We start from the raw sequence: 16,280 nt of genomic DNA, 5'->3' as shown, positions 1-16,280 counted from the left end.
CCGTTGCCACGAAAGGACTCGCACGAAACCATCGCACCAGAACAATGAAAAAAGCGAATCCCCTGATGAATGCCATCGCCGCCGCTGGAACCCGCCCCTGCCCGAATAGCCTGGCCAAGCTGGCGCTGCTCTTGGGCGGCATGGGGCTGAGCGCCCTCGCCCAGGGCGACAACGCAACGGTACTCCCCACGGTGAACGTGCGCGACAACCAAGCGCAACTCGCGCCCTCCAACGAAATCGGCCAAAACACCAGCCTTATCCGGGCGGACCTCGAAGCCGGCGGTAAGGCCGACCTGCACAGCGGCTTGCGCAATCAAAGCGGCTTGGTTTTAACCCAGGCCGGCCAGGGCACCACCAGCGGCATCAGCCTGCGGGGCGCCAGCGGCGGCCAGGGTTTGGTCACGCTGGACGGCATTCCCCTGTTCGGCAATTTCGCCGGCTTTTTTCCCTTGAGCCATTTCCCCCTGGACGCCTTCGACCAAGTGGACGTCACCCGCGGCCCCGGCGGCGACCGGCGCGGCAGCCGCACCCTCGGCGGCGCGATCCACCTGCAAAGCCGACGCTTGAGCGACAAGGAAGCTTTCCTGCACTTGGAAGGCGGCAGCTACGGCACGGTCCGCACCAATCTGGGCGGCGGTTTGCAAAACGGGCTGGGCAACTGGACGGTGGTCGCCGGCCGGGCGGACATTTTCGACGGCATCAGCCAAGCCGGCCCGCAAAACGGCGGACGGGAGCGGGACGACTACCAAATGACCAACGGCTTGTTGCGTTGGGACAAGGATTTCGAGCGGGGCAAACTGGACAGTTCTTTCTACTTCGTGCGTAGCCGCGAGCAAACGGACGGCCCCGGCCTGATGCCCAACGGCACGGTCGGATGGAGGGACGACCCCAAAGGGCTCAACATCGGCGAAACCTGGGTAGCGCAAAGCCGCGGCCGCTATTCGGTAACCGACGCCTGGGACAGCACGCTGCAAGTCGGTTACACCAAAGACCGGGAAAGCGGCGCCCTCGGGCGCATCGGCAACCGGCGCTTTTCCATGGACCTCACCAGCCAATTGTGGCTGGGCCGCTGGGAAAACGCCCACCGCATCGCCTTGGACACCGGCCCCAAAGACGCCCTGCGCCTGGTGTGGGGCGTGGACGCCCAGCAGCAGCACGCCGACAGCGCGCTCAGCAACGTGATCGCCACCCACACCACGGTCAGCCCCCTGGTCCGCGCCGAAACCGAAATCGGCGACTGGCTGGCCAACGCCGAAGCCCGCTTCGACCACAACGACCAATACGGCGACCATACGGTCTTCAATCTGGGCGGCGGCTGGCGCATGCGCCAAGACATGACGCTGTGGACCAAGGGCGGCATCGGCTATCGCCCGCCGGCGGTGAACGAGCGCCTGCACCCGCTGTTCGGCAACAACAATTTAAAACCGGAGCGCAACGCCGGCGGCGAAGTGGGCTGGCGCTGGCAGGCGGCGGAAAAAACCGAGTTCAACCTGAGCGGTTATTATCAGCACTACCAAAACCTGATCACCCAGCAATACAACTCCGCCACCGGCGTCACCCGCGCCGGCAATGTGGCTGACGCCCGCGTGTGGGGCGCGGAAGTGCAAACCCGGCACGCCTGGTCCGACGACTGGAGCAGCGGCCTGACCTACACTTTCATGGACGCCCGCAACACCGTCACCGGCGGAAAAGTGCCGATCCGTCCCGAACACCAAGGACAATTTTGGAACGAATTCCGCGTGACCCAGCCGATATCCCTGCGCGTGGAACTGACCTTCCGCGACGCCTACTGGTTCGACCTCAACAACACCGTGCACAACAAACCCGCCCCCCGGCTCAACGCGCAAGTGGACTACCGCGTTTCGCCCAAGCTGAAACTGTACGTGCGGGGGGAAAACCTGAACAGCGAACGCACCGAGGAGTTGCGCGGCTTCGGCTATCCCGGGGCGGCCGTCTACGCCGGTTTCCACGCCGCGCTGTGAAATCGCCGCTCGGGCGCAGGAACCATTGTCGCCTATGATTAAACAATCAAATGCCGCCGGGGCGCCCTGCGGCAAGTTGCCAGCCCCTGGACAATTGAAGATAATGGACTGCTTCTGCTAGCCCTACAGGCGACGTGTATGCATACCACGATGCTCAAAGCCAAGTTGCACAGGGTGCGTGTAACCCACTCCGAGCTGGAATACGAAGGCTCCTGCGCCATAGACGGCAAATTGCTCGACCTGTCGGGCATCCGCGAATACGAGCAAATCCAAATTTACAACGTCAACAACGGCGAACGCTTCACCACTTACGCCATCCGCGCCGAAGAAGGTTCCGGCACCATTTCCGTCAACGGCGCCGCCGCCCGCTTGGCCGCACCCAACGACATTGTCATCATCGCCGCCTACGTGGGCTTGAGCCAAGCGGAGCTGCTCAACTATTCCCCCACCCTGGTCTACGTGGACGAGCACAACCGCTCCACCCGCGTCGCGCGCTCCATCCCCGTCCAAGCCGCTTAAACGCCGGTTTTTTCCCGGCGAATCGCATCCCGCCGACGCGCACCCTCTGCGCGGCTTACCGGCTTGCCTCACAAAGTGATAAAATTGCCGAAATTTGGCTAGGCCGGCTTTCGCCGGCCGCCGCGTCCCGCCGAATGCCGCCCGCCCGCGGCCGGCCCCACCTTTTGGAAGCGCAAACCCATGCTAGGCAGACTGGTTAAGAAAATTGTTGGCAGCCGCAACGACCGCCTCTTGAAGAAAAAAAGAAAGCTGGTCAAGAAAATCAACGCCCTGGAGCCGCAATTCAAGGCCCTGAGCGACCAGCAGCTGGCCGGCAAGACCCAGGAATTCCGCGACCGCCTGGAAAAAGGCGAAACCCTCGACCAGCTGCTGCCGGAAGCCTTCGCCGCCGTGCGCGAAGCCGCTTGGCGCGCCCTCAACATGCGCCACTTCGACGTGCAGCTGATCGGCGGCATGGTGCTGCACGACGGCAAGATTTCCGAAATGAAGACCGGCGAAGGCAAAACCCTGGTCGCCACCCTGGCCGCGTACCTCAACGCCCTGCCCGGCAAGGGCGTGCACGTGGTCACGGTGAACGACTACCTGGCCCGCCGCGACTCCAACTGGATGGGCAAGGTCTACGGCTTCCTCGGCATGACCACCGGCTGCATCATCGGCGGCCTCAGCCAGGAGGAGCGCCGCGCCTCCTACGCCGCCGACATCACCTACGGCACCAACAACGAATTCGGCTTCGACTACCTGCGCGACAACATGGCCTTCAGCCTCAAGGAGAAGGTGCAGCGCGGCCAGTTCTTCGCCATCGTCGACGAAGTGGACTCCATCCTCATCGACGAAGCGCGCACCCCGCTGATTATCTCCGGCCCCACGGAAGGCCGCACCGACCTGTACCAGCAGATCAACGAGCTGATTCCCTTCCTGAGCAAGCAGGAAAAGGAAGGCATGCCCGGCGACTACAGCGTGGACGAAAAGTCGCGCCAGGCCTTCCTCACCGAGGCCGGCCACGAAGCCATGGAACGCATGATGGTGCAGCACGGCCTGATCCAGGAAGGCGAGAGCCTGTACGAGATCAAGAACATCCGCCTGATGCACTACATCAACGCCTGTCTGCGCGCCAATGTGCTGTTCCAGCGCGACGTGGACTATATCGTGCGCGACGGCCAGGTCATCATCGTCGACGAATTCACCGGCCGCGCCATGCCCGGCCGCCGCTGGTCCGACGGCCTGCACCAAGCCATGGAAGCCAAGGAAAAGGTGCAGATCCAAAACGAAAACCAGACACTGGCCTCCATCACCTTCCAGAACTACTTCCGCATGTACCGCAAGCTGTCCGGCATGACCGGCACGGCCGACACGGAAGCGGCGGAATTCTCGCAGATTTACGGCCTGGAAGTGGTCATCATCCCGCCCAACAAGCCCATGAAGCGCAAGGACATGGGCGATTTGGTCTACCTGACGGTGCCGGAGAAGTACAACGCCATCGTCGAGGACATCAAGTATTGCATCAACCGCCAGCAACCGGTGCTGGTGGGCACGGCGTCCATCGAAAACTCGGAATACCTGTCCGCCCTGCTGCGCAAGGAAGGTATCGCCCACGAAGTGCTCAACGCCAAGCAGCACGAACGGGAAGCCCACATCATCGCCCAGGCCGGTAAGCCGGGCGCGGTCACCATCGCCACCAACATGGCCGGCCGCGGCACCGACATCGTGCTGGGCGGCAGCCTGGAGGAAGAACTGGCGGCCTTGGGCGAAGTGGACGCGGCCACCGAAGAACAAGTCAAACGCGCTTGGCAGCAGCGCCACGACCAGGTCGTCGCCGCCGGCGGCCTGCACGTCGTCGGCTCGGAACGCCACGAATCGCGGCGCATCGACAACCAGCTGCGCGGCCGTTCCGGCCGCCAGGGCGACCCGGGCTCGACCCGCTTCTATCTGTCCCTGGAAGACAACCTCATGCGCATCTTCGCCTCCGACAAGGTGGCGAGCCTGATGCAGAAGTTGGGCATGGGCGAAGGCGAAGCCATCGAACACCCGTGGGTCACCCGCGCCATCGAAAACGCCCAGCGCAAGGTGGAAGCCCGCAACTTCGACATCCGCAAATCCCTGCTGGAATTCGACGACGTCGCCAACGACCAGCGCCGCGTCATCTACCAGCAGCGCGACGAGCTCATGGAGCTGGACGACATCAGCGAGGTCATGGAAGCCGTGCGCCACGACGTGGTGAGCGCCATCATCGACCGCTACATGCCGCCGCAGACGCTGGAGGAACAGTGGAACCTCAAAGGCCTGGAAGAGGCCTTGGAGCGGGAGCTCGCCCTGCCCCTGCCGGTGGAGGAATTGATCCACCAGCACCCGGATTGGCACGAGCAAACCATTCGCGAGCATATCGCCGAGCACCTGGAACAGGCCTACAAAGCCAAGGAAGCGGCTCTGGGCGAGCCGGTCATGCGCCACTTCGAAAAATCGGCCATGCTGCAAGTGCTGGACAATACCTGGAAGGAACACTTGGCGGCCATGGACTACCTGCGCCAGGGCATCCACCTGCGCGGCTACGCCCAGCGCGATCCCAAGCAGGAGTACAAGCGCGAAGCCTTCCTGATGTTCAGCACCATGCTGGAAGACATCAAGCAGGAAACCGTCGGCATCCTGTGCAAGGCCCAGGTTCACACCGAAGCGGACGTGGAGGCCATGGACGAGCAACTGCACCAGCCGCCCGAAGCGCAAATGCACTTCGAGCACGCCGAGGCAGTCAGCGCCCTGGAGCCGCAGCCGGCCCAGCAAGAACAGCCGCCCATGGAAGCCAACGTCATCCCCATCAGCGATGCCCGCCCCTTCGTGCGCGACACGCAAAAAGTCGGCCGCAACGACCCCTGCCCCTGCGGTTCGGGCAAGAAATACAAAGCCTGCCACGGCAGCCTGAACTAAAGGAGCGCGCGACATGGCGGTAGGCGTCGCTAAAACACCGGAACTGTTGCCCATCGCCGGCGTGCGCGTCGGCACCGCCTGCGCCGGCATCAAGCGCACCACCCGGGACGACCTGGTGGTGTTCGAGCTGGCCGAAGGCGGCAGCATGGCCGCCACTTTCACCCGCAACGCCTTCTGCGCCGCGCCGGTGACGGTGGCCAAGGAACACCTGGGCCAAGCCCCGCGCTGGCTCGTGGTCAATTCCGGCAACGCCAACGCCGGCACCGGCGCCAGGGGCATGGAACACGCCCGGGCCAGCTGCCAGGCCGTGGCCGCCCTGACCGGCGGCGCCGCCAATCAAGTGCTGCCCTTTTCCACCGGCGTCATCGGCGAATACCTGCCGCTGGAAAAAATCGCCCTCGCCCTGCCGGAAGCCGTGGCCGACCTGTCGGAAAACCACTGGCACAAGGCCATGACGGCCATCATGACCACCGACACCCGTCCCAAGGGTGCCAGCCGCGCGGTGGACATCGACGGCCACACCGTCACCGTCACCGGCATCGCCAAGGGCTCGGGCATGATCCATCCCAACATGGCCACCATGCTGGGGTATGTCGCCACCGACGCCCGCCTGCCCCAGCCCCTGTTGCAACAGGCCTTGAGCCGCGCGGTGGAACTGTCGTTCAACCGCGTCACCGTGGACGGCGACACCTCCACCAACGACGCCTGCGTGCTGCTGGCTAGCGGCTACTCCAGCGCCCCGGCCATCACCAGCGCCGACAGCCCCCACTACGCCGCTTTCGCCGCCGCCGTGGAGGCCGTGTGCAAGGAATTGGCCGAAGCCATCGCCCGCGACGGCGAAGGCGCCACCAAGCTCATGCGCATCCAGGTGGCCAAAGCCGAGGACGAAGCGGAAGCCCACCAGGTGGCCAACACGGTGGCCCTGTCGCCCTTGGTGAAAACCGCCTTCTTCGCCAGCGACCCCAACTGGGGCCGCATCCTGGCCGCCGTCGGCCGCGCCGGCTGCGACAATCTGGACATCGAGCGCATCACCATCGACCTGAACGGCGTGCGCATCGTCGAAAACGGCGGACGCGCCCCAAGCTACACGGAAGAAGCCGGAGTAGCCGCCATGGCGCCGGAAGAAATCGTCGTCGCCATCGACCTGGGGCGCGGCGACAGCGCCTGCGAAGTGCTCACCTGCGACTTCTCCTTCGACTACGTCAAGATCAACGCCGAATACCGGACTTGACCGCGGAACGCCTTGCTCCGCCAACCCGCGGCAGGGCGGAACGCGTTAGCGGTTCCGCCATCTCGTGTTCCGCACCAAAACACCCCCGCCCCTCCCTATCGACTCCCGAGCGGCCGTTGACGCTTCTGGTGTCGGCACATCCAAAAGCAGCCTAATCCCATTTCTCGACACACCCCTTCACCGCAGATTCCGCTACGCCGAATCCACGCTGCGTGGCTGACCTTCTTATCGCAAGTCAAAATCATCGCGATTGTAAGCCTAGGCTGACAGACAGGCGGGCGGATAACTAGTAAATTTCTGTGCCATTGATCAAGACGGGGTTAAACGTGTGGCAAAACGCATGACCCTATACCCCTCTGTACCCCTGGCTAGCAGCTACCAGGGCGGGACTACCGCCCGCTCGACTGCGCGGCATTGCCAAGCCCCGCAACCAAGACCTGACCCCGATCCTCGCAAACTTGAAAACAAAGCAAAACTATAGCGAACTGCATGGAAACAATACCGTTTCTACTATTGCATTTATATGTAATAGCGCAACTGTTGCTATTGCCTATTGCCTATCTTGCCCTCTCCGTGTTGGTCGCCAAAAACTGGTTTTCCAAGTCGCGGACCAATGTCAAAGCCGCCTTCTTTTTCACAGCAACTTTTACTCCAATTGCTTTACTTGCGAACGGATATGTTTCATTTCGCGCCGCATGCAACACTGCGGAATTCGATGAGCTCTTTACTAGCCCTATAGAGAACGTTGATGGTTTTTTAGTTCGTCACAATGACTCAAGATATGACAGCCAAGCCCCGCTTAACCTTCTAAAGGAGAGACAATACCAATATTTTGAGCGGAAATTTAATTATAAGCATAAGCATGGCTATACACTAAATACATGGGATGGGCGAGCTACTAGAACAATTTTCATAACAAGCCGACAAAGCCGCTATGATTTCGAGGTAACGCCTCCCGAACCAGTGTCACCGATATTCAAACCGGGCTTCCAGGTCAGTCGAGTCAAAGTTCTAAATGCAATCAACGGCGAAATTATAGCGCAATCGACGGAGTTCGTGTACGGAGGAGGACTGATAGGGAAATACGTCGCTTATTTATTTAACGAGTGGCGCCAAGCCGACAATGCTTATAGCTGCGGATATATTGATAGAAATATTCATCTATTTCGTTCAAATAGCCTGCACAAGGAGTATCTAACAAAGGATCGTGATTTTATCAATAAAACACTAGCTCCACACCAAGCCAGAAAATAACAAAAACATGGGCCGGGCAGTAGCGGGATCAGCTCCCTCATTCCAACATTGATTTAACATAGTAGCCAACCGGAGGGCCGTAGGGCGAATTAACGTCCTCGTGTGACCCACCTTTTCGCGGAATCCTCGGGTTACGATGTGCACCTAACCGCCCTACCATCAGCCCGTTGGCCGCGCCGGGCGCCGGTTTTTTTCGTCGGACATCGCAACGTGCCGACGATGAACCGTAAAAGGCGGAACCGCTGCGCGTTCCGCCCTACCGGGTGGGGGAAGTCGGATCCGGCGTCACTTCTCCCCTGATCTTTTCGTGCCGCTGCCGTAACCCAACGGATTCGTCCGCCGCTTTCAGGAGCACACCCCATGGCCGCCATCCTCCGTGCCGTACAAGCCGACATCACCACCCTGGCGGTGGACGCCGTCGTCAACGCCGCCAATACGTCGCTGCTGGGGGGAGGAGGCGTCGACGGCGCTATCCATCGCGCGGCGGGGCCGGAATTGCTGGAAGAATGCAGGCGGCTCGGCGGTTGCCGAGTGGGCGACGCCAAGCTCACTGGGGGCTACCGCCTGCCGGCCAAGTTCGTCATCCACACCGTCGGTCCCATCTGGCATGGCGGCGGCGCGGGCGAACAGGAAAACCTGGCCTCCTGTTATCGCCGCTCGCTGGAAATCGCCGCCGACCACGGCATACGCAGCATCGCCTTTCCCAGCATCAGCACCGGCGTATTCGGCTATCCCATGGCGCTGGCCGTAACCGTCGCGGTGGGGGCGGTTTCGGCCACGCTGAAGCGATTGCCCGCCATTGAAACGGTGATTTTTTGCTGTTTTTCCTCGCCCGACCTCGCGATCTACGAAAAACAACTTGCCGCCGCCACCGCCCCTTCTTGATCGCCTATCGCCCCATTCGCCGCGCTCCCGCAGTCAACCATCGCGCCAAATTGTGAACGGCTCGGCAGAATGTCGGTGCCAGACCCTCCTTTTTTCCGCCTGGGCATAAGCGCCGCTTATTGTTTCCATAAAAAAACACATGACTGTAACGAAATTGTCATTGTTTCCTTTTTCTCCACAATAAGTTTCCCCCTAATTTGGTGGGAATTGGGTATCCTAGCCTCGAACGTTAAAGCGAAAGAGGTATATATGCACATTTTCTATCTGTTGGTATTTGGTCCCCTGCTGCTCCTGCTGGCAGCCGCCGCGCTGTTCAGCGTCATGGTGGTGGGTGCGGTGATCCTGGAATTTCCGCTGCTGATCCTGCCGGCCGCCGCGCTCTTGTGGCTCGCCAAAAACACTTCACGCCGGAGCCAGGAAAAACATGTTCCCTGCGAGCAGATGTAACCGTCCCGGCCGCTAGCGGATGCTTCCGCTACGGCCGGCTCTCCCGCCCCCGCAAGGAAGACGCGCTGTATCCATAGGGCAAGGATGGCCGCCGAACCCCGCGCCGCCATGGCGCTCCGCCTGATCCACACAACCGCTCACCGGCATTCAATGGCCTCGCCCCGAGTCCGTGCCGTCTTTCGAGCCGCCGCATCCCCCTAATAACCAAACCCCGTCCCTACGCACGGCCTTCCCTCAGGACGGAAAGCGGATCCGTCGACGCGCCGGCTGTCCCCCCTATCCGTCAATGACAAAGCGCCGTCCTTCGCGCAAGCGGCCGATGAACGCATCGGCATCCAGTGGGCGGCTGAAATGGTAGCCCTGCACTTCGTCGCTCGCCCATCCCCGCAGCAAGCCGGCCTGCTCGGCGGTTTCCACGCCTTCCGCGATGGTCCTCAACTCGAGGCTGTGCGCCAAGCCGATCACCGTTTTGACGATGGCGGCATCTTCCCGGTCGCTCACGATGCCACGCACGAAGGATTGATCGATTTTCAGCACATCGATGGGAAAACGCTTCAAATAGCTCAGGCTGGAAAAACCCGTGCCGAAGTCGTCCAAGGCGATTTGCAAACCGAGGTCCTTGAGATTTCGCAGCAGCCGGATGGTTTCCTCCGGACCATACATGATCATGCTTTCGGTGATCTCAACCTCCAGATATCCGGGAGGGATGCCGCTCAAACGAAGCGCCTGCTGGATCGATTCAAGCAACCCCTTGTGCCGGAACTGGCGCGCAGAAATGTTCACGGCAACCCGAATGCGCGGCAGGCCCATCGCGGCCCACGACTGCGCCTGGACGCAGGCGGCATGCAACACCCATTCGCCGATGGGCACGATCAGCCCGGTTTCCTCCGCGATGGGAATGAACTGGGAAGGTGGAACCAGTCCCAATTCCGGATGCCGCCAGCGGATGAGCGCTTCGGCGCCGACGATGGCGCCGCTGCGCAGGTCCACTTGCGGCTGGTAATGCAGCAGCAGTTCGTCCCGCTCCAAGGCGTGCCGCAACTTCGCCGCCAGCGAAAGCCGCTGACCCAGCCGGGCGTTCATTTCCTCCTGATAGAACTTGCAACGGTTGCGCCCGCCTTCCTTGGCGCGATACATGGCGGCATCGGCGTTCTTGAGCAAGGTTTCGGGGTCGGCGCCGTCGCGGGGGAACAGGCTCGCGCCAATGCTGCAGGTGACGTGCAATTCGTGCCGGGCGACCTGGTAGAGCCCCGCCACGACTTCCAAAATCCGCGACATGGCTGTCGCCACCTCGTTTTCCGACTCCGCGTCGGCGAGGATCAGCACGAATTCGTCGCCGCCGGCGCGGGCGACCGTGTCCATGTCGCGCACGCAACCGGCCAGGCGCTCGCCGACGGACTTGATCAACTCGTCGCCGACCCCGTGTCCCAGGCTGTCGTTGATAATCTTGAAATTGTCGAGATCGAGGAAAAGCACCGCCACGTTCCGGCCGTGCCGCGACGCGCCGGCCAGGGCCTGCTCCAGGCGGTCGTTAAGCAGGTTGCGGTTGGCCAACCCGGTAAGCGCGTCATGGGTCGCCTGATATTCCAGCTCGACCTCGTACCGCACGCGCTCGGTAATATCGGTGGCCACCACCACCAAATGCTTGGGATCTCCGGCGGCGTTTCGCACCAGCGACGTCCGCCGATGCACCCAAACCGGCGCGCCGTCCTTCCTGATATAACGCTGCTCGCGGTTGAGGCTGGGGATGTCGCCGCGCAGCAGCGCCGCCATGGCCGGCGCATCCGCTTCGACATCCTCCGGCTCGGCGATATCCCCATAGCGGAGACTCAGCATCTCGTCGCGGCTATAGCCGGTGATCTCGCACAACTCGTCGTTCACCGCCAACCAGCGTCCGTCCAAATCCAGGTGCGACACCCCCACCGGCGCATTCTCGAAAGTAGCGCGGTACAACGCCTCGCTTTCGCGCAAGCGCTCATGGCCTTCCGCCAGGGACACGGTGATGGCGCTCTGTTTTTGCAGGGAAATCTCCAGCTTGTGCAGCAGCACCGCGCTGGAAACGGTCATCAGCGCGTTCACAAAAGCGAAGTTGATGGTGATGACGATCCACTCCAGCAGCGGCGCCCCGGCGAACCCCGGCAGATGGATGTCGGCGTTGGCATAATAACCGACACCCAGCAGCGTGGCGGCGTTCAAGGCCAGCGCGAACAGGGCCGAGCGCAAACCGAGCAGCAGCGCCGTCATCACCGGCCCCGCCATCAGGTAAATCTGCGCCGCAGGGCCGACCTTGAGCAGCAGCGCAAGCCCCAGAAGGTAAAGCAGACAGATGAAGTTCCGGGCGCGCCAACGGAACGGCGACTCGCGCCGACGCCGGATGAAAGCCAGCCACAACAGCGCGACGCAATCGACGACGGCGATGGACCAAAGGCCGTCGCTCACCGAAATCAGGATGCTGGGAACGGCCGCGACCGAGCCCAGCACCATGGCGACGGACAAGATGGTCGACAGGACGCGATCGCGCCAATTTTCGACATCTTCCAAATCGACCTGCGGTGAAGACAATATGTCGCGAACGGATCGAAGCATCGCCACGAGATGGATTCCCCCATTGCTGCCTGGTTCGCCGTGGATGTGGAATGTCAAACCCTGTGCCGGCGGCGCCCCTGCGCGTCGCAGGCCTCTTCGGCTTCGAACGCGATTCGGAGGAAAGGTTTGCAGCGCCCTATGTTACCCCGTTGGACGCGTCCCCGCCGTAGCGGCCGCTTGCCCACGGGATGTTGCCTAAATATCCCGCGCCGTCGCCCTATTGCGGCCACCAACCGGAATATTCTACTAATCTTAATAAAGCATCGCCCTGACCAGACGACAGGACAAGCTCGCCCCTAGTTTTCCGCCCTCTGCTTTGACCCGCTCTTTCCGACAGAATCCCGTTCGGCCCCATGCTTCAACCAAGCAAAAATCGCAATCTGACCTTCTGGGTTACCGTGGCGACGTCGATCTTCGGCGTTGTGGTGGTGACCTTCGCCCTCTACGTCTACAGCGAAAAAAACGTCGAACGCGTCAGTAATCTTCGCCTGAACGCGCTGCAACTGGCCGACGAGCTGCGCCACTCGTCCGAAAGCCTGACCAAGATGGCGCGCAGCTATATCGTCACCGGCAATCCGGACTACAAGCGCTATTTCCAGGAAATCATCGACATACGCGAAGGCCGTCGGCCGCGCCCGGCCAACCACCTCTATTACTGGGACCTGGTGGTCTACGGCGACCAGTTCCCGCAAGACAAAGCCGCCGATGCCGTTCCGTTGCTGGACCTGGTGAAAGGCGCCGCCTTCGGCGAAAACGAATTCAGCCTGTTGGCCGACGCCAAACGCAACTCGGACGCGCTGGCGCAAACGGAAATGGAAGCCATACGCCTGTTCGACAGCACCGCCGCGGACCCCACAGCCGACAAGCAGCGCGCCCGGCAAATCCTGTTCGATAAGGCCTACGACCAAGCCAAGCTGAACATTCTGCGCCCGATCAGCCAGTTCAACGACCTGATGGACGCCCGCACCGCCGCCGCGGTGGAACGGGCCATATTCCACGCCAACGTCTTCCGCGTCATTTTCGTCGGCACCAGCCTGTTCTGGTTGTACCTGCTGTGGCGCAGCTACCGGTCGCTGCTCACCCTGCTCGGGGCGTCGCCCGGCGAGCTGCAAACGCAAATCGCCCGCCTCGGCCGCGGCGACTTCTCGCCGCCGGCCGTCGCGGTTCCCGTCGACGCAGACAGCGTCATGGCCTGGCTCAACGAAACCCGGCACGAACTGAACAGCCTATCCACCGCCCGCCTGCGCGCCGAAGCGCTGCTGGAAGAACGCACGCGCTACCTGTGGACCAACAACCGGATCCTGCAGATGCTCGCCGACAACGCGCCGCTGGAGACCATCCTGAGCGAGCTGATGCGCATCATGGAAAACATCCATCCCGGCGCCTTGTGCTCGGTGTTGCTGGTGAACGAAGCCGGCACCCACCTGTGCAACGCCGCCTCGCCCAGCCTGCCCGAATCCTGGCGGCAAATAACCGCCAAAGTGCCCATCGGCGACAGCATCGGCTCCTGCGGCACCGCCGCTTTCCGCGGCGAACGCGTCGTGGTCGAAGACGTACGCACCCACGCCTATTGGCGGCCGTTCCGCGACGTGGCGGAACAAGCCGGCTTGCGCGCCTGCTGGTCCCAGCCGTTCAAGAACAGCCAGGGCAAGGTGCTGGGGACGTTCGCCGTCTATCACCGCGAACCGGCCCGCCCGACCGAACAGGAAATCCAGCTGATCGAAGACTATGCCAAGCTGGCCCAGCTGGCCGTGGAACGGGCGAGCCTGGCCGAAGGGCTGCGGCAAAGCCAGGAAATGTATCGGCTGATTGCGGAAAACAGCAGCGAAGTCATCTGGCTGGTGGATTTGCCGGAGATGCGCTTCAGTTACATCAATCACGCGATCAAGCACTTGCGCGGCTGGGCGCCGGAAGAGATCCTGAACCAGCCGTTAAGCGCGATGCTCACGCCGAAAATGGAAGCCAAGGTGAAAAAAACGCTGGAAGGCATCGTCGCTCGCCTGGGCGCGCCCGGCCAGACGGTCCGCCACGAAACCCTGGAGGTGGAGCTGCCGCACAAAGACGGCCATATGGCGCCGGCCGAATTGATCGCCACCCTCCTGTTGGACGAAGCCGGACGCCCCCGGCAACTCCTCGGCATCAGCCGCGACATCACCGAACGCAAGGCGGCCGAGCAGGCCATCCGCCAGATGGCCTTCCACGACCCGCTGACCACGCTCCCCAACCAGCGATTGCTGGAAGACCGCCTGCACCAAGTCATCGCGCGCGCCCAGCGCGACCACAGCCGCATGTCGCTGCTGTTCATCGACCTGGACAAATTCAAGCAGGTCAACGACATGCGGGGCCATGCGACCGGGGACTGGCTGTTGCAGCGCGTCGCCGAGCGCATGCAGAACTGCCTGAGGGAATCGGACACGGCCGCCCGCATCGGCGGCGACGAGTTCGTGGTGCTGCTGCCGGACGCCGAAACAGCGCAAAGCGCCCTCGCCGTCGCCGAAAAAATTCGCGCCACCCTCGAAGAGCCGTTCGTCACCCCGGACGGCGCTGCCCTTCACATCTCGTCCAGCATCGGCATAGCGATCTACCCCGACCACGCCGACACCCCGCGCGACCTGCTGCGCTTCGGCGACGAAGCGATGTACCGGGCCAAAAAGGGAGGACGCAACGCCGTGGAGGTGTTCGCGGCGGCGGCGCCCGCCCAAAACAGCCGCCCCGTCATACGGGTCATGTGGCAACCGGCCTATGCCTGCGGCGAACCCTCCATCGACGAGGAACACAAGGAACTGTTCCGCCGTGCCAATACGCTGCTGGATTTGGCGGTGAAGCACGAGGCCGATCCGCCGGCGGTCAACCAGGCTTTCGACGAACTCTTGGCACACGTGACCGCGCATTTCGCGCACGAGGAAGCCGTGCTGCGCGACCACGATTACGAGGCCTTGAGCCGGCATGCCGATCAGCACCGCGTGTTGCTCGAGCACGCCCAAGACCTGCGCCGGCAAGCCGCCGAAGGGATGTTGCCGGTCGGCGAACTGATCGACTTCATCGCCTCCAAAGTCGTGGTCGGCCACATGCTGAAAGAGGACAGCCGGTTCCACGGGCTGTTCACCCATGCGCCACGCCCCAACCGATCCCGGAACCGCACCGTATGACGGCACCGAACGCGATACGGGCGGTCGAACGCTATGTCACGGACCGGCAACGCCCGACTATATTCATTAACCGGTACACGCCGTCTTCCCTACTCCGCACGAACCCGCGCCAATGACCGAACATCCCGCAGACAAAACGTCCCAAGCGCAGAAAACCTTGCTGCTAGTGGACGACACCCCGGAAAACCTGACGGTACTGGGCGAAATTCTCATGCCCTACTACCGCATACGCGTCGCCAACTCCGGCGCCAGGGCGCTGGCCGCGGCGGCGTCCAGCCCACGCCCCGATCTCATCCTGCTGGACGTGATGATGCCGGAAATGGACGGCTACGAAGTCATCACCCGGTTGAAGGACGCCGACGACACCCGCGACATCCCGGTCATCTTCGTCACCGCGCTGGACGCCGTCGAAGACGAAACCCGCGGCCTGACCCTGGGCGCCGCCGACTACATCACCAAGCCGGTGCAACCCGCCGTGGTCCTGGCCCGCGTCCTCGCCCAGCTGGAGCTGAAGGACGCGCGCGACCGCATGCGCGACCAAAACGCTTGGCTGGAAGCGGAAGTGCAGCGCCGCATGCAGCAGAACCAGCGCATACAAGACGTCAGCATGCGCGCATTGGCCAGTTTGGCGGAAGCCCGCGACAACGAAACCGGCAACCACATCATGCGCACCCAGGGATACGTCAACGTGCTTTGCCAAGAGCTGGCGAAGCTGCCCAAATACCAGGACATCCTCACCCCCGGCCAGATCGAGCACATCACCAAAACCGCCCCGCTGCACGACATCGGCAAGGTGGGCATACCGGATTCGGTGCTGCATAAACCCGGCAAGCACACGCCGGAAGAATGGGAAATCATGAAAACCCACGCCAAAGTCGGCGCGGACGCCATTTGGCGCGCGATACAGGACGAAGAAGATCCGGCCGGCGTCGACTTCCTCTACAGGGCCATGGAAATCGCCGAGCATCACCACGAAAAATGGGACGGCAGCGGCTACCCAGCGGGCCTGAAAGGCGAAGACATCCCCCTTTCCGCGCGGCTGATGGCCCTCGCCGACGTGTTCGACGCGCTGATCAGCAGGCGCGTCTACAAGCCGCCGTTCACCATCGAAAGAGCCACCGACATCATCGAGCAAGGCAAGGGCAGCCATTTCGACCCGGAGGTGGTCAACGCCTTCAAAGCGCGCCTCGACGATTTCCGCGCCATCGCGGCGCGCTACGCGGACAAGGACTCGGACGGCGATCCGGCCTAGCCGCGTTCGCGCCGACCCGCTGTTCCAACCTCATCATTACCGGATGACTCGCCGCC

The 16,280-nt window shown here is 62.4% G+C and carries 10 protein-coding genes; 9 read left to right on the top strand and 1 reads right to left on the bottom strand.

Annotated elements, in window-relative coordinates; genetic code table 11:
* The first annotated feature begins 44 nt into the window (after positions 1 to 44).
* The 7 genes from K5607_RS05180 (at position 45) to K5607_RS05150 (ending at position 9,237) form a co-directional block, all read left to right on the top strand.
* Entirely contained in the window at positions 45 to 1,982 is a 1,938-nt protein-coding gene (locus K5607_RS05180) for a TonB-dependent receptor (protein WP_221048406.1), read from the top strand.
* Between the two features lie 138 nt (positions 1,983 to 2,120).
* Positions 2,121 to 2,501: an aspartate 1-decarboxylase gene (gene panD, locus K5607_RS05175; protein ID WP_054774782.1), complete on the top strand. Its 381-nt coding sequence runs from the start codon at positions 2,121 to 2,123 to the stop codon at positions 2,499 to 2,501.
* Between the two features lie 180 nt (positions 2,502 to 2,681).
* On the top strand, positions 2,682 to 5,420 hold the full coding sequence (gene secA / locus K5607_RS05170; RefSeq protein ID WP_221048405.1) for a preprotein translocase subunit SecA: 2,739 nt from the start codon (positions 2,682 to 2,684) through the stop codon (positions 5,418 to 5,420).
* A gap of 13 nt (positions 5,421 to 5,433) precedes the next feature.
* Positions 5,434 to 6,651, top strand: coding sequence for a bifunctional glutamate N-acetyltransferase/amino-acid acetyltransferase ArgJ (argJ, locus tag K5607_RS05165; RefSeq protein WP_221048404.1), 1,218 nt, complete (start codon positions 5,434 to 5,436; stop codon positions 6,649 to 6,651).
* A gap of 489 nt (positions 6,652 to 7,140) precedes the next feature.
* Positions 7,141 to 7,905 carry a hypothetical protein gene (locus tag K5607_RS05160; protein WP_156302319.1) on the top strand — a complete coding sequence of 255 codons (765 nt, stop codon included), beginning with the start codon at positions 7,141 to 7,143 and terminating at the stop codon, positions 7,903 to 7,905.
* Between the two features lie 360 nt (positions 7,906 to 8,265).
* Positions 8,266 to 8,790 carry an O-acetyl-ADP-ribose deacetylase gene (locus K5607_RS05155; protein ID WP_054772990.1) on the top strand — a complete coding sequence of 175 codons (525 nt, stop codon included), beginning with the start codon at positions 8,266 to 8,268 and terminating at the stop codon, positions 8,788 to 8,790.
* A gap of 249 nt (positions 8,791 to 9,039) precedes the next feature.
* On the top strand, positions 9,040 to 9,237 hold the full coding sequence (locus K5607_RS05150) for a hypothetical protein (RefSeq protein ID WP_054772989.1): 198 nt from the start codon (positions 9,040 to 9,042) through the stop codon (positions 9,235 to 9,237).
* 276 nt (positions 9,238 to 9,513) lie between these two features.
* On the opposite strand, the gene K5607_RS05145 is transcribed toward K5607_RS05150, so the two are convergent.
* Positions 9,514 to 11,778 (bottom strand): putative bifunctional diguanylate cyclase/phosphodiesterase, encoded by a 2,265-nt coding sequence (locus K5607_RS05145; protein WP_221048403.1) that lies wholly within the window; start codon positions 11,776 to 11,778, stop codon positions 9,514 to 9,516.
* A gap of 398 nt (positions 11,779 to 12,176) precedes the next feature.
* Between K5607_RS05145 and K5607_RS05140 the strand changes: the two genes are divergently transcribed.
* Together K5607_RS05140 and K5607_RS05135 are read left to right on the top strand one after the other, a co-directional pair.
* Complete coding sequence (locus K5607_RS05140) at positions 12,177 to 14,972, top strand: diguanylate cyclase domain-containing protein (protein ID WP_221048402.1); 2,796 nt, start codon at positions 12,177 to 12,179, stop codon at positions 14,970 to 14,972.
* Positions 14,973 to 15,084: 112 nt separating this feature from the next.
* Positions 15,085 to 16,224: an HD-GYP domain-containing protein gene (locus K5607_RS05135; RefSeq protein WP_054772981.1), complete on the top strand. Its 1,140-nt coding sequence runs from the start codon at positions 15,085 to 15,087 to the stop codon at positions 16,222 to 16,224.
* Positions 16,225 to 16,280 lie beyond the last annotated feature (56 nt).

The organism is Methylogaea oryzae (genome assembly GCF_019669985.1).
GTDB classification, from domain to species: domain Bacteria; phylum Pseudomonadota; class Gammaproteobacteria; order Methylococcales; family Methylococcaceae; genus Methylogaea; species Methylogaea oryzae.
This window is presented reverse-complemented; position numbering and strand designations above follow the sequence as displayed.

Coding starts and splice junctions, on each gene's coding strand:
- K5607_RS05160 (WP_156302319.1), top strand. CDS start 7,141: ATGGAAACAATACCGTTTCTACTATTGCATTTATATGTAATAGCGCAA.
- K5607_RS05180 (WP_221048406.1), top strand. CDS start 45: ATGAAAAAAGCGAATCCCCTGATGAATGCCATCGCCGCCGCTGGAACC.
- panD (WP_054774782.1), top strand. CDS start 2,121: ATGCATACCACGATGCTCAAAGCCAAGTTGCACAGGGTGCGTGTAACC.
- K5607_RS05155 (WP_054772990.1), top strand. CDS start 8,266: ATGGCCGCCATCCTCCGTGCCGTACAAGCCGACATCACCACCCTGGCG.
- argJ (WP_221048404.1), top strand. CDS start 5,434: ATGGCGGTAGGCGTCGCTAAAACACCGGAACTGTTGCCCATCGCCGGC.
- K5607_RS05150 (WP_054772989.1), top strand. CDS start 9,040: ATGCACATTTTCTATCTGTTGGTATTTGGTCCCCTGCTGCTCCTGCTG.
- K5607_RS05135 (WP_054772981.1), top strand. CDS start 15,085: ATGACCGAACATCCCGCAGACAAAACGTCCCAAGCGCAGAAAACCTTG.
- K5607_RS05140 (WP_221048402.1), top strand. CDS start 12,177: ATGCTTCAACCAAGCAAAAATCGCAATCTGACCTTCTGGGTTACCGTG.
- secA (WP_221048405.1), top strand. CDS start 2,682: ATGCTAGGCAGACTGGTTAAGAAAATTGTTGGCAGCCGCAACGACCGC.